The sequence below is a fragment of the Pantoea sp. sgz302252 genome (genome assembly GCF_042610525.1).
In the GTDB taxonomy this organism is placed as follows: Bacteria; Pseudomonadota; Gammaproteobacteria; order Enterobacterales; family Enterobacteriaceae; genus Erwinia.
In genome coordinates this window covers 122,658-137,627 of the sequence record NZ_JBHDVM010000002.1, presented here as the reverse complement: position 1 = coordinate 137,627, position 14,970 = coordinate 122,658, and the positions used below count along the sequence as shown (strand labels likewise).

Below are 14,970 nucleotides of genomic sequence, written 5' to 3'. Positions count from 1 at the left end.
GGGTTACATGGAGAGAATATGACTATTAATTTCAGCCGCGGAAAAGGCTACCTGTTAACGCTGGCGCTGTTTGCCGCCGCAATCCCTGCCCACAGCGAAACTGCTGAACCGCTACGCCAGCCCGTCGCCAAAGGCGCTTATGAGATGGCTTTCAGCCCGTCGCAGCAGGCGCTCTATGTGGCGACTTCCGGCAGTCGCCAGCTGGATAAAGGCGGCGTGGTTTACCGTCTGGATCCGCAGACGCTGGCCATCACCCAGGCTATTCATAACGATCTGAAGCCGTTCGGCACCGCTATCAACAATAAAACGGACACGCTGTTTGTCGGCAACACGCTGAACAGTACGGTTACGGCAATTGACGTAAAAAGCGGCGAGGTAAAAGGCAGGCTGCTGCTGGACAATCGCCCACGCAGCGAAGATTTCCGTCCGCTGGCGCCACGCGAACTGGCGGTAGATGAAAGTACCAATACCCTGTACGTCAGCGGCGTTGGCGCAGAGAGCCAGATTTGGGTGATAGATGGCGACAAGCTGACGCTGAGCCACACGCTGGAAGGCTTAGGCAAACGCGCAACCGGCCTGGCGCTGGATAGTGCTGCGCACCGCCTTTACGCCACTGGCGGCGACAACGAGCTGTTTACCTTTGACACCGCCAGCAACAAACTGCTGTCAAAAGTGAAGCTGGCAGAAGGCGAACACTTTTTCCTGAATATCAGCCTGGATCCGGCTACGCATCGCGCTTTTATCACCGATTCTAAACAGGCAGAGCTGCTGGTGGTTGATACCAACGACGGCAAAGTACTGCAAAAAGTCGCGGTGCCAAAATCGCTGGCGGTGCTGTTTAACCCGCAGCGCAATGAAATTTATGTTACTCACCGTGAAGCGGGCGAGGTCAGCATTATCGATGGCAAAACCTATAAAGTTTTGAAAACCATCAAGGCGCCGACCCATCCAAACAGCCTGGCGCTGTCGGCAGATGGCCAGACGCTCTACATTTCTGTTAAACAGGCTTCTTCCCGCAAGCAGGAAGCCACTGCTCCTGACGAAGTGCTGCGCGTTAAGCTGTAAACCTTTCGCCCTGGCCAAAGTGCCAGGGCATATTAGCCTGTCGACCCTCCCGCTTTTGCTTTAAAATCTGCTTATTCCGTACTGAATTTGTCATACCGATTCGTTAAAACTTCCCGTTTTAAAAAGGACGCATGCAATGAAAGAAAGGTTTCCGCAAGGCTTTATGTGGGGCGGCGCGACCGCCGCGAATCAGGTTGAAGGCGCCTATAACGAGGAGGGCAAAGGGCTTTCTATCGTGGACGCCATTCCCGGCGGCAAGTCGCGCCTGGCTATCGTCTCCTCGCCCGATTTTGATTTTACCCTTGATACCTCTCGCTACACTTATCCCAATCATAAAGGCATCGACCATTATCATCGCTTCCGCGAGGATATCGCGCTGTTTAAAGAGATGGGCTTCAAATGCTATCGCTTTTCCATCGCCTGGACGCGCATCTATCCAAACGGCATCGAGCAGCAGCCTAACGAGGCGGGCCTGCGTCATTACGACGAAGTGATTGACTGCTGCCTTGCGCATGGCATTGAGCCGGTGATTACGATTTCGCATTACGAAATGCCGCTGCATCTGGCGACCGAATTCGGCGGCTGGAAAAACCGCGAGGTAATTGGCCACTTTGAGCGCTTTGCCCGCACGGTGCTGGAACGCTACGGCCAGAAAGTGAAGTACTGGATGACCTTTAACGAGATCAACAGCGCGGTACACTTCCCAATGATGAGCCAGAGCCTGACGGTAAAAACCGGCGCGCTGGAGGCGCAGGCGAAGTTTCAGGCATGGCATAACCAGTTTGTCGCCAGCAGTATGGCGGTGAAAATCGCGCACGAAACCCATCCCGCTATTCAGATTGGCTGCATGGTGATCCACGCCACCGCCTATGCCTACGACTGTCATCCGCTGAACCAGCTCGCCACGCTGAAAGAGACGCAGTTGTTTAACTTTTACTGCGCCGATGTGCAGGCGAAAGGCGAATACCCTTACTACGCCAAAAGCCTGTGGAAGTCGCAGGGCGTGGAGCTGGATATCCAGCCGGGCGATATGGCGCTGATTAAAGAGCATACCGTGGACTACATCGGTTTCAGCTACTACATGTCCACCACCATCAACAAAACGGATGCCGAAAAAGCTAACGCGAAGGGCAATCTGCTGGGCGGCGCACGTAATCCGTTCCTGGAGGCCAGCGACTGGGGCTGGGAGATCGATCCCGTTGGCCTGCGTATTGGGCTGAATCAGCTTTACGACCGTTACCAGAAACCGCTGTTTATTGTTGAAAACGGCCTGGGCGCTATTGATAGGCCGGATGAAAATTTCCGGGTTGAGGACGATTACCGCATCAACTATCTGCGTCAGCACATTGAAGCGATGGCCGAAGCGATCGAAGATGGCGTTGAGCTGATGGGCTATACGCCGTGGGGCTGTATCGATTTGGTGAGTATGTCCACCGGCGAGATGAGTAAGCGCTATGGCTTTATCTATGTCGATCTGGATGACGCTATCTCCGGCACCGGCAACCGCTACAAGAAAAAATCCTTTTACTGGTATCAGAAAGTCATCGCCAGCAACGGCAGCGATCTGAGCTAAACGATGGGGCCGCCGCTGGCGGCCTCAGACTGCTGACAAACCTAAACTGTTTCTGGACTTTAGCTTTTTTTACCGCAACACGGCAGCTTGATAGCGGCAGAGGCTGAGCGGATAAGCGGACCGTTTGGCGCATGGACGCGCCAACCGAGCCTACATGGAAGTATTCACGGCGTGTCCGTGTTCCGATCTGCCTCTGCTGCTCTGTCGCTGATTTAAACGCGACCTGGGGTTTGTCATCAACCTTGGGCCGCCTGCGGCGGCCTTGTTTTTTCGTTTCCGGAAACCAGCATAGATATAATGTAAAAATCTGTCCGGCTGTCATCATCCGGCCAACCGTAGCGGCTATGGTTAAGTGAGGCTAACACTTTCCCATGGAGGAGCCGATGAGCGGCCAGGACCATCAAACCTTAATTGCTGCACGTCTTGCATTAACTCAACAGCAGCGCGAGAGCACCCGTCAAGCGCTGGCAGAAGGCCAACAGGCGGAAACAGATCCAGCCCGTGCGCAGCGTTATGCTTTTCAGCAGCATCTGCGGCAGGGTGTTATCACCGGCGAAAGCAACGATCTGCTGCCGGTAGCATTTTTATCGCAGGGGCTGAATTGCGCGCAGGCAGTGGCTATGCTGCGGGAAGACGGCATGCCCAAAGGCAGCGGCTTTCTTATCCACGGCGGGCTGGTGGTGACCAATCATCATCTGCTGCCGCAGCCGCCTGCGCAGGGGCGAATGTCAGTGCAGTTCGGCTGGCGACGCACGGAGGAGGGCAATCTGGAAGATGGCGTTACCTTTAGCCTGGATGCCGATCGCTTCTGGCTTACCAGCCCGACCAGTGAACTGGATTGCACTCTGGTCGCGCTTGGGGAAGTTATCAGCGGCAGCGGCGCCACGCCACGGCCTGTCGCATTAAACGATCGCAACGATAAGCATGCATTGGGCATCAGTCTTAATCTGATCCATCATCCCAACGGCGCGCCGCAGCAAATTACTCTACGTAACAACGCGCTGCTGGCCCGCCACGAGCAGTTATTGCACTATGCGGCCGATACCGACGGCGGCTCTTCTGGCGCGCCGGTCTTTAATGACAGCTGGCAGCTGGTGGCGCTGCATCACGGCGGCGTAGAGGGCGACGACGGCTGGGTAAACGAAGGCGTCCGCATCAGCGCTATTAGCGACTGGCTGAAAGGCGAACTGCCGAAGCTGCCAGCAGCGCAGCAGAATTCATTGATGCAGGCGTTAACCGCTACCGACAAGCCGCTTGCCGCAGCCGCTACGCCGGAGGGAAACTACGGCAATCGCGATGGCTACCAGCCCAATTTCCTGGAAGGTGCGCCAATCAATCTGGCGGAAATTATCGCGCCGCGCGCGGCAGAAGTAGCGCCATTGCGTGACGGTAAACAAGGAGCGGAGGCGCAGCTTAACTATGAACATTTCTCGCTGCTGATGAACGCCGACCGGCGGCTGGCCTTTGTTACCGCGACTAATATCGACGGCGCAAGCTATATCTCCATCGATCGCGGCAGCGGCCAGCCTTCGCTACTGGAAGAGGCAGACCGCTGGGTTGAAGACAGCCGCATCGACAGCCGCTACGTCACCGGCCAGGCTTTTTACAGCGAATACAGCCGCTGGTTCGATCGCGGCCATCTTACCCGGCGCAGCGATCCTACCTGGGGCACGGCGGCGGAAGCGGTACGCGCCAACAAAGACACCTTCCATTTTACCAACTGCTCGCCGCAGCACTTCCGCTTCAATCAGAGCCAGCAATACTGGCAGGGCGTGGAACGCTATATCCTGGAGTACGGCGTGCTGGAATCAAAGCGGAAAATCACCGTGCTGACCGGCCCGGTACTCAATGAACAGTGGCGGCAATATGCAGACTGGAAAGTCCCTTTGCTGTTCTGGAAAGTGGTGCTGCGTATCGGCCCGGCGGGCAAACCGCAGGCGACCGCGCTGCTGGTCAGCCAGGCCGATTTGCTGGATGAGCCGAGACGATTGCTGCCGGAGGCGACAAACGCGCGTCCGAATGTGGATGAATATCGCGTAACGGTAAGCGCGCTTGAAAAGCTGACAGGGTTAAACTTCGCCGCCTTCCGCGACTGGGAAAGCTGGCAGCCTGATGAATCTTTACTGGCGCAGCCGCTGCCCGCGAAGCTGATTATGACCTGGGAGGATTTGCTTTAGGCTAACTGGCCTGGCCCGACGCGATATGAGTTACGCTCTGGCCAGGCTGCACGATTATTACTGATTTACCATCCGGTTATTCAACAGGGCCGATCGGCACATAACCGGTATCCGCTATCAGTTTTTGCCCCTGTGGGCTAAGAAACCAGTCGATCAGCTTTTGCGTATTGAGCGAGGGCTGGCGGACGGTCACCATATAAAGCTCGACAGTAAAGGGATAGCTGCCGTTGCGAATATTTTCTGGTGTGGGTGCGATGCCGTTAACGGAAAGCAGCCGCAGCCTCTCCTGGCGATCCATTTGGCTGACATAAAAGCGAAAAGAGTAACCCAGCGAGCCGGGAGAATGCTGATAGTCGGCAACGCGGCGTGCGATGCCGCCCATGCCGCCAGCCACTTCAGTTTTCAGCGGCGGGCGCATTTTGATCCCTTTCATTACCTTGTCCAGCATAACGGTCTGGCTACCCGAACCTTCCGGCCGCTGCCAGGGAATAATTTTTCGCCATGGCCCGCCAACCTTGCGCCAGTTATCGATCTCGCCAGAATAAATAGCGCGTAATTGCTCAACGGAAAGGTTGGTTACCGGGTTGTCTTTATCGACGATAAACACGAAAGCCTCTTTAGCAACGGGAATAAGGCGCAGCTTGAGGTTATTTTCCGCGGCCATCTGCTTTTGTAATATTGAGGGCTGGGCGACAAAAATTAAATCCGCTCTGTTGGCAATTAAAGCTCTGTAAGCCGCAGATGTTCTGCTTTGCGCGATATAGGGAAAAACGGTGTGCTCGTCTAATCCCTTATAAAGTGCCTGTACCGCAGATGCATACACAGGATAAGCGGCGGTAGCGCCGTCGACCCGCGGCCAGTCGCTACTGATAGCGAGCGTGGCGGGAGAAGAAAGCGGTATAAGTCGGTTATCGGCAGTAAAGGGCGCCCGGTCTTTCAGGCTAATGGTTTCAGTAAACGTTTGTTCATCTTCTTCGCGAACTAAAAAACGTTTATGAAGATAACCCTGACCAGCCGTTACGGCCAGCAGAAGGGAAAATATCGCCAGGCAGGTTCTGCGTCCACGAGCCACGGCCACTGTTTTGCCGCGCCGTTTTGCCCTTACCACCAAGCCTGCGGCAAGAAAGGCATAACAGAACAGCGGGATCAGGATAAATAGCCAATATTGCCCTGAAAATAGCGCCAGAAAATTAATAAATATAAAGGGCAGGTAAAGGAAGAAAACTATGGAAAATACCGAATGAGTAAAATCACCGCCGCTGATGAACATTGCTCCGATCCAGACCAGCAGATAATAAAAGCAGGGAACAAATATGGGCCGGTAGCGCAGCAGAAAATTATCAGAAAGCCTGGCCGGTACCCAAAGCAGGCCGAGCGTGAAAGCGACTATGGCTGCTATTCCACTGAAGACCACCTCTAAGGCAATCCATCTCAGCTGATAACTCATTGGCGAAGCAATAAAAATAGCCAGCAGAACCTGTATCAACACGGGTAAAATAACAGTGGTTACGACAAATATAAGTGTTTGATCCCGGTCTGATTTATTTCTTTGTTCGTCGATATCCATATTATTGACTTCCTTGTCGAGGACGCAAATAGTGAGTGGTGAAGTTGGTTACCTGTGCAGCATTGTAGTAACTGTATAATGACTCTTTTTAAGCTGAGAAAACGCTAATGGCAGCAAGTTCCACTACAAAAGAAGAAATTTACGAAGCCACGCTGACCGTGATGGTGCAGGAAGGGATTCGCGGCATAACCTGGCGGCGCGTGGCTACAGAGGCGGGGCTGTCACCGGGAACCCTGACATATCATTTTCCCCATACAGAGAGCTTGTTGCTGGGAGCCTTTACCTGGATGATTGATAATATCAGTCGCAGCTTCTTTGAGCGTATGAGCGCGGCCTCAAATAAAGCCAGCGCCTGCGAGGCGGTGGTCGATCTCATCTGTGGCGATATCTGGGCCAGCAGAAGACACCTTGTGCTGAGCTTCGAACTTTACTCTCTGGCGGCGCGGAAAGACAATTTTCGCTTGCTATTGCAGGAATGGATGGCGCGCAGCAGAAAATCCCTGCATCTTGCTTTTCCGTTTGAAACAGCCTGTGCGCTGGATGCGCTGATCGAAGGTTTCACGATCCACAATCTTCTTAACGATACGCCTGTGGATCGCAAAATCATCCTTAATACCGTCAACAAAATAGCCTCGTCCCGATGCGATAAAAACTAAAATCATCCGCTATCGATCGCTTGCTCCGTAAAAATCCTTTGTTGTACTATCTAGTCGTACAAATGTACGAATCAGGGGTAATCATGCAACAACGGCAGCTGCTGCGCGAAAAATGGGCCATCTACGGCCTGATGTTTTTGCCCGGATTTACCTGGGCATCATGGGTTAGCCGCACGCCGTTTATGCGCGACCTTCTTCATGCTTCAACGGAAGTAATGGGATTGATTTTATTTGGTTTTTCCTGCGGATCTATGCTGGGCGTCGTGCTGGCGGGACGGCTGATTATGCAGTGGGGAACCCGCAGCGTAATGCGTAAAGGCTTATTGCTGCTGTTGTGCGGCCTGATAGTCATGTGTGTAGGCTTGGCATTGCAAAGCCAATACGGCGTATTTACAAGCCTTGCTTTATTAGGCGGCGGCACGGCGCTGATTGACGTGGTTATCAACGTCGAAGGCGCAGCTTTTGAGCGCCATATCGGCCGCTCGATTATGACCGTTATCCACGGTTTTTTCAGTTTAGGCACGCTGGTCGGGGCGATATCAGGCCTGGCGGCGACTGCGGCAGGTATTGATATCAACTGGCATTTTACCGCCGTGCTGCTGATCATTATTACCGTTGCCTCTGTTGCTTTACGCCATCTCCCTGCTTTTAGCGACAGCGAGCGCCATGAGCAAGGGAATCGCGGCAGTTTTATTAGCCAGGTAAAAAATGAGCTGCGCGACCGTCAACTGCTCATCCTTGGCGTGGTTATTCTGGCAATGGCGCTGGCAGAAGGCTCCGCTAATGACTGGTTGCCCTTGCTGATGATTGACGGCCATAACCTTACCCCTACCGAAAGCACGCTGGTCTATGCGGGCTTTACGGCAGGAATGACGTCAGGCCGTTTCCTGGGCGGCTATGTGGTCGACCGTTTAGGCCGTGTAGGCGTGCTGCGCATCAGCGCATTTTCTGCCGCGTTTGGGCTGTCGTTAGTTATTTTTTCCAATAACGAATGGCTGGCTGCCGCAGCAGTATTGTTCTGGGGCATCGGCGCGTCGTTAGGCTTCCCGCTGACCGTTTCCGCCGCAGGTGACGGAGCAAACAGCGCGGTGCGGGTAACTATTGCCGCAACGCTTGGCTATATGGCATTCCTGGTTGGGCCACCGGGACTGGGTTTTATTGGCCAGCATGCGGGCCTGCGTATGGCGATGTTGCCGGTGCTGGCAATGGTACTGCTGGCGCTGCTTTGCGCCGGTGCGGCAGGGAATAAACGAAGGGCTGGATAACATGCCGCCTCCGGTTATTGATTGATGCTGCTTTGCTGCTGATGACAGAAAGAGTCAAATCACCGCATACGGCAAAAAATGTTGCGCTCATCCGCTAAAGGCTCAGGCAGCAGGCGCCACAGCAAAAAGCCCCCTCCTCTGAATAGGATTGTAGTTTCCATTAAATTTCCTATTAATAAAGTAAAAATAAAAGTTAGGGTTGTCAAAACCACCAGAATTACCACCTCTTTACCACTGACTTTTACTTCCGTCATGCCAGCCAGGCACAATGGATTAACTTATCATTTAGACCATATATATACCCGCACATCCAGACGTAGCTCAGAGGTGAGATATGAATCAATCCCAAGCAAATCAATCAGCAGCAGACATGAATTTTTAAGCATATAAAAAGTATGGCCCTTAAGTTTCTGACATTTGCATAATGTCAGGTGAAATGCGCACTTAACAACCATCATACTAGTGATTGAGCGTAGCATAATAGATGGCCGTACCACCTTTAGAATTCACGCATGATTTCTAAAATGCAGTTATGCCAGAAGGAATTGAAGATATGCAGTCCGAACAAAATCACCAATCCCGACATCTACCATTACCACAAAGTGTCAGAGAAGCCATTACCGCAGCAAGAAAACAGGCTGGTACGTTTTACGCCTTTACCGAAGCCGATGTACCACTACTGATTCAGTCACAGGATGGTACGGCGAGCGGTAAAAGCTATAACGTTTTCGCTCAATACATCGAAAGCGTAAATCCAGCAATCAACCCTGGCAATAGTCATCGCAATCTGGTGTTTATCACACCGTTGAAATCACAAATTGACATCCCGGAACAACTCATCGCTTGCGCCCGAGATAAGAAGATTGAATTGTTACCTTATCTTTCGCAAGGGGATATAGCAGATCTTGGTTTTACGTCATGGGTCAAATCTCCTCAAGGGAAAACACCTACAAACCGGGAACGTTATCGTCGCTGGATCAAGCAAGCTAACAAATTGATGTCCGGTGAAATTCAGCTTATTTTTCAACGCCTGAAAGCTGAAGTTGATGCTCGTAATAGTTTGGAAGTGCGTCTGGAAACAGAGATTAAAGTGGGGGCAACGTTTGAACAAAAACGTCTGGAGGATGAGTTACGTCTCAATAGTTTTCATTTAGCAGGTCGCTTACAGGAAGCGACTGTGGCGATGCTTAATGCTTTGAACCAGGATCTAGCGGCTTTACTTGATGAGGAAGCGACTAACCCTCGATATGCACTGGCTACGGAAATGGTTAAACATCTTTTCCCGTTTCAGATTGCACTGTATCGCCGATGTATCCTGTTGGCCACGACGAAAAAGTTCGATGGTAGTGTGCTGTTATTGAAACGCGATAAAGAAGGCGGCTATCATCGGAGTTCACAGCCGTTGGACCACGTTTTGGGCCAGAAAAAAAGCCTCAAAGTAAATCCGTTAGGCGAGATTGCTAACCAGACTAATCCACAGCGAATTGAGAGCTTAAAAGAGCAATATTGGATAACCGACGAAGACTCACCTTTTGCACAACGTGATATTCGTTTCACATTAGTTCTGGACGAAGAGCACGAAGCCTACCGTATCTTCCAGCAGAATGTTTGCCAGACATTAATGAACGACGACCAGCAGCTTCCTTCGTTACTGGCAATTTTACACCGTGTACTGGAATATGTGGATGAATGTTCTTCAGATGAAAGAGCACCAGGGTATACCCCTCTGAAAAATTATGTTGATGAGATAAACAAAGCCTTATCCCAATGTGATTTACGACCAGACTTCGATCTTAAGAAGCTGACCAGACTCTTTCGTAATAGTTTGCTTGATATCGTCGTCGATAGCCGTAATGCCGAGCAGGTTATCGCATTAATTGGAAATATTTTCAGTTATCAGATTCAGCGATTCTATCGTGAGTCAGACCTTCGTCGCATTCATTTACGTAGTCATGGGCGTCATTCATATACCGAAGTCTACGTTTCTGAGGATGACAAAAAAATTCCAGATGAATTTACCTTATATGAACTGTATCAGACACTGACTGCTCTATTATTAGCCTCTGCCAGACTAGAAACACCCAAACATGTTTGTGATCTGCTGGCACAGCAGGAGATGGCAAATCAGAATAACCCATTATCTGTTTTTATTCGTAAAGCCCAAAGTATTAAAGGAGATATAGCTCATTTATCTTCCAGTGAGCCTCAGAAAGAACAGTTGATAGATGATTTTTTTACCTATTTTCAACCTAAAACCTTATTTTCTCTTTCGCCACGTGAACAGGTAAGGATTGAAGCAGAACAACTAAGGGGATGGGTATTACTCAAATTTCGGATGGAGTTAATTAAGGAGTTACCCGAGATAGCATTGTTACGGGTGCTTTATAATACATGTAATACTATTATTTTACTGTCTGCTACAGCAGGATTCCCTGCAACGTATAATGGGCAGTACAGTCGCCCTTTTCTGGGTAAATACTCCCGTGACTTGAACTATCGCATCAGGCAACGGGATGTTGATTCTGCTTCGCCTCTGGCGGCGATTCGCGACAACAGAAACCTTCATCGTCCTGTAGTGCTGGAGGTCTTTGACGATCAGATACTCGAATTTTTACCGCAGAACGAGGAACCTGAGTTCAGGAATACATATCGTTTCTGGCTAAAAATGCTCGAACCATACTCTACAGCTGTTCAATTCAATCGCTATCATAAACGAGAGTTTCATCGCCAGTTACAGTGTATGCTACTTGCGGCCTATACTGGCCGACACATTTTATGTATCGGAATCAGTAGCCGTTTTTTCGCGATTATCGGGAATTTTCTTCGTGCCAATAAGTTAAGTGCAAATCCTTATCGTGGAGTTGCCATTCTCGACAATGAAACACGTCGGGGGAATGACTTACCTCGTGTATTTGAAATCACCCCTTTTGCTAAGCGACATAGATTGCGTGTCGTCATGTTTGATTCAAAACTCAACCGGGAAGATCCGGTAAGAGACTATCTGCAAATTGATCACCAAAGTTTAGCAATATGCATGGTTTCCCATTTCCAGGGGGCTGGTACAGGGCTTAATTATTATGTCACTTATCCGGAACCGTCAGAACCTGTAGGAGCAGAATCAGAGCAAATCGACTTTGATGAATTAGCAATGGTCTGCGGTAGCTACTGGAGTCAGGTTAATACTGTTCCATCGCGAAACACACTGGAAAATTATATTACCTTACTCAAGCATTATGCCCATGGAAGTGTGCCTCGTAAGGTTGGTGATTTTGATACGGATTTAGTTGATTCTGATGCTGCCCAATTACTGGATATTGAACATACTGTCGAGCTTCATAAAATTGCGATGCAAACTATTGGCCGTACAGAACGGCGTGATGCCCAAATGAATGGTATTATCCGTTTACCCTCAGGAGTACATCAAAATGCATTACGCGTTTTCCGTGATTTGGCTCGTCACCTGGATGCACAACCGCTACTTGCATCCCTGAGCCTGCATAACCACCTGTGGTTCAAACGTTCGGAAGAGGATTTATTAAAAGCCAGTTTTTCTTCAGATAGTCAACGTAATGAATTTGAAAATAGAGTCATTAAAGCACTGGAGATGTACGGCGATTTTGAAGCTGAACTAAAAAATAAAATTCTGCCACTGGCTAGACAAGGTGATCGAGATGCAATTAGGTTAAATGAAGCATTACGTCACTGGGACAGTTTTACCGATCCTCGGTCATATATGAACCGTCTGAAACGCAACACAATTATTAAGAAAAATGCTTACCTTAGCGACTGTGTAAGCCATTTTTATCTGGAGCGTACTGCCGATTGGCAAAATGTGATACTGGCTAAAACCTTAGATGGTTGTGGATTAACAGATATCTCAGCAGGAGCAAACCCATACAAACCGGAATATTGTTTACCCCAATATCATGAAGCCATGGCTGAGGAGTCATCCGAGACTGAACTGTGTATTTTTGCAAAAATCCTGGGAGTAGATGCCAAATCTTTACAACAATTCATCCCTATACCTTCATTGATGCCACTTTTGATTGGCAATATTGGTGAATGGCAATTACACCTTGTGCTCCAGGAAATGAATATTACGCCGATCCGACCGCAAGAGCTATCACACTATCTTGATAGCTATTGTTATGAATTGTTTGATGTCTATTGCATTAACAAGAACCGGGTTGTTGCGATCGATGTAAAAAACTGGCGAATGCAAGGAAATAACCGCCAGTTAGCAAAAAAAATGCATAATGACTCCTTGGGGAAAGTCAGTGAGTTGCAGAAAATAGTTACAACAAAAACACAGTTTGATGGTGTTGATGTTGTTTATCTTAATACCCGATATGCTTTAAACAGCCTCAACATTCGTGCTGAACATTCTAACCATAAGGGTATCTGTTATTATAACCTTTTTAAAAATATTTCATCTTATGAAAAAGATAATGGCAAAAACCCTTATGATGCAAAAATAAAATCAGAATTAAGAATAAATCAATACTTACTTAATCTTTTAGGAGTGAATTATGACTGATGTAACGGATACTCAACAGCATAATGAAACGGATGTTGTGATGACTCCCGAATGGGGGCTTCAGCCTTCAGATTATGCACCTAAAGCACGAACACAGCTCTTTGATATCCATGATACTGCAGATGTAATGTTGGAAAAACTTTTGCAATTACCCTCTACAAATGGTTGGGGAATTGATGCTATCTGTATCACCAAGGTGAAAGAATACTCCATGAAATGGGATGATTTTTTTATTGAATTGCATAGAGAAATTCAAAATATATTATCGTTAAAATTGGGAGTGAAGAATAACAGGGAGTTCCAGTATCAAACGTTAAGAAAAGCAAACAGCTATCTTGTGATGTTTCTGTCACCTGATGCTCGCCCGTATCATCAATGGGTTAATGAACTAATAATAAAAGGCTTTGATCAATATAAAATTGCTCAAACTGTGCTCGGACTGCGTTTGAAACTACATTTTTTAGATAATGCCGGGAAGTATTTTGAGGTGAGTCATGGGGCCTATAATAGCGAAATTTTTCTGGGTGCTGTCGTACAAAAAGAAGAACCAGACAAGAGAGGAAACTATTACGTCGATGCATTGCAAAGTGATCTCTTTTACAGCCCGGATTATGGCGACCTCACTTTTACCCTGAAAGGGATCTGCTTCAGAGCTAAGGCGGAAGAGCTTGGTGTACTCAGCGATTATGGTCGGATTCTGATTAAGGGCAAAAAATCATTGCAGTTGCTTGAGAAAGTAGATGGTAGAAAATATCGGAAAATGCCCTATATGCGTTTTGCCAGTAAAGCTTATTCAGGCTGCAAAAATCATGCAGAAAATCTGGTTCAGAGCGTGCTCGGTGATATCCTGTCTCAGGCTGACATCACTTTTTCACCACGTATTTTTTGTGCAACCCACAGTCAGTTAGACTTTTTAACGACCAATGTCAAAGTACTTCAGCGCCCGTTAGTTATTATAGACAATCTTGATAATGGCGAAGAACCAGAAGCGCACCAGCGATTTATTCACTATCTGAAAAAAGAATTAGGTGCAGAAGATATAATTTTACCTCAGAAACTTATTGATCTTGATAAAAATGTTAACTATCTGGTGCTGAATCAGTCTAAAAAAATAAATGGGTCCAGCATTTCCCTTGGTGAAGATATCTTTTTAAACTCTACTTGGCAGGCACTGAATGAGGCAAAAGCAGGTAAAAAAGATCTGTTAGATTATTATTCAAGGCTAAAAGTGGATTTTATCCTTGAGTTTGAGAAAAATCATCAGCGAGTCTTTCAGGGATGTAATATCGAAGTCATAGAGCAGAATAAAAAAGATCCTGTTACCCAAGTGGTTAAAAAAGTTCTTAATCCTGTATCTGTCGCTAAGTTGGAAATGATCCGCAGCGAACTTTGGCTAAAAGAAGCTGTGCTGGTGAGAAAGAAACTTACCGGTTTTAGCATTAACGATGGTGAGTATATTCTTGTCTCAATTCGGTGTTCTTCTTCCGGAAACAGAAGAGGGAATGATTTTTATGGCGTTGCTACGCCTGTAGTATTCCGCCATGGCGTAATGAACATCGCAGAGCCGAAAATGTATACCGATGAGTTCGTTTTCCGTAATAATGTTCCAGGGATGAACATCAATTGTATTGATAAATTGCGCGATGATAATTTCTATCTTGTTGATACAATAAATCAGGTTGTGATTAAGCGATACAATACTGTTCGTATTCCGAGATTATTAGGTTCTGCAGAGCGTTGTTCTCTTCAGGTAGCAGAAGAGAATCATGATAAAATTAATAAATTTGGTGCAGCGGATAAAACATGTTTGCCTTACTACTTAACGCCAAAACCTAAAAGTCATGCTGTCAGTCAGTATCAACAACTCTTTATTGAAAAACGAGGTAATGAAGCATTACTTTTTTGTACTAAAAGCAACCAGCCCAACCAGACTATGGATAGGGCAACATTAGTTTATAATCTGGTGGCGACAACATTTGACGGTAAAGAGGCTGATGTGATGACGCAACCAGCAACTGAATTATTGTTGCGAACTTTAACTTACGATACCACCCGTTATAATGAAGTCAGTCAGACATCTCTTCTGGAAAAAATATCGCGTCTGATGCTGCATAACTAATTTTGTCAGCG

Annotated in this window: 9 protein-coding genes; 8 read left to right on the top strand and 1 reads right to left on the bottom strand. The window is 48.1% G+C overall.

Translation table 11 applies throughout. The annotated features are described in order from the left end of the window. Nucleotides 1–18: 18 nt before the first annotated feature. The 3 genes from ACETPC_RS04665 to ACETPC_RS04655 all read left to right on the top strand — a co-directional run bounded on the left by ACETPC_RS04665 (nt 19) and on the right by ACETPC_RS04655 (nt 4,815). On the top strand, nt 19–1,065 hold the full coding sequence (locus ACETPC_RS04665) for a YncE family protein (RefSeq protein WP_380179085.1): 1,047 nt from the start codon (nt 19–21) through the stop codon (nt 1,063–1,065). Nucleotides 1,066–1,201: 136 nt separating this feature from the next. Continuing rightward, nucleotides 1,202–2,638 (top strand): glycoside hydrolase family 1 protein, encoded by a 1,437-nt coding sequence (locus tag ACETPC_RS04660; protein WP_380179084.1) that lies wholly within the window; start codon nt 1,202–1,204, stop codon nt 2,636–2,638. Nucleotides 2,639–3,021: 383 nt separating this feature from the next. Further along, complete coding sequence (locus ACETPC_RS04655; protein WP_380179083.1) at nt 3,022–4,815, top strand: DNA/RNA non-specific endonuclease; 1,794 nt, start codon at nt 3,022–3,024, stop codon at nt 4,813–4,815. Nucleotides 4,816–4,891: 76 nt separating this feature from the next. On the opposite strand, the gene ACETPC_RS04650 is transcribed toward ACETPC_RS04655, so the two are convergent. Then, nucleotides 4,892–5,893 (bottom strand): PstS family phosphate ABC transporter substrate-binding protein, encoded by a 1,002-nt coding sequence (locus ACETPC_RS04650; RefSeq protein ID WP_380179082.1) that lies wholly within the window; start codon nt 5,891–5,893, stop codon nt 4,892–4,894. A gap of 162 nt (nt 5,894–6,055) precedes the next feature. On the opposite strand from ACETPC_RS04650, the gene ACETPC_RS04645 reads away from it, so the two are divergent. The 5 genes from ACETPC_RS04645 to ACETPC_RS04625 all read left to right on the top strand — a co-directional run bounded on the left by ACETPC_RS04645 (nt 6,056) and on the right by ACETPC_RS04625 (nt 14,959). After that, a complete protein-coding gene (locus ACETPC_RS04645; protein ID WP_380179081.1) occupies nt 6,056–6,235 on the top strand; it encodes a hypothetical protein in 180 nt (59 codons plus the stop codon). Between the two features lie 254 nt (nt 6,236–6,489). Further along, complete coding sequence (locus ACETPC_RS04640) at nt 6,490–7,038, top strand: TetR/AcrR family transcriptional regulator (RefSeq protein WP_380179080.1); 549 nt, start codon at nt 6,490–6,492, stop codon at nt 7,036–7,038. 83 nt (nt 7,039–7,121) lie between these two features. Further along, nucleotides 7,122–8,303, top strand: coding sequence for an MFS transporter (locus ACETPC_RS04635; RefSeq protein ID WP_380179079.1), 1,182 nt, complete (start codon nt 7,122–7,124; stop codon nt 8,301–8,303). A gap of 553 nt (nt 8,304–8,856) precedes the next feature. Continuing rightward, nucleotides 8,857–12,840 (top strand): hypothetical protein, encoded by a 3,984-nt coding sequence (locus ACETPC_RS04630; protein ID WP_380179078.1) that lies wholly within the window; start codon nt 8,857–8,859, stop codon nt 12,838–12,840. Further along, on the top strand, nt 12,833–14,959 hold the full coding sequence (locus tag ACETPC_RS04625; RefSeq protein ID WP_380179077.1) for a hypothetical protein: 2,127 nt from the start codon (nt 12,833–12,835) through the stop codon (nt 14,957–14,959). The genes ACETPC_RS04630 and ACETPC_RS04625 overlap by 8 nt, the downstream gene beginning before the upstream one ends. The last annotated feature ends 11 nt before the right edge of the window (nt 14,960–14,970 follow it).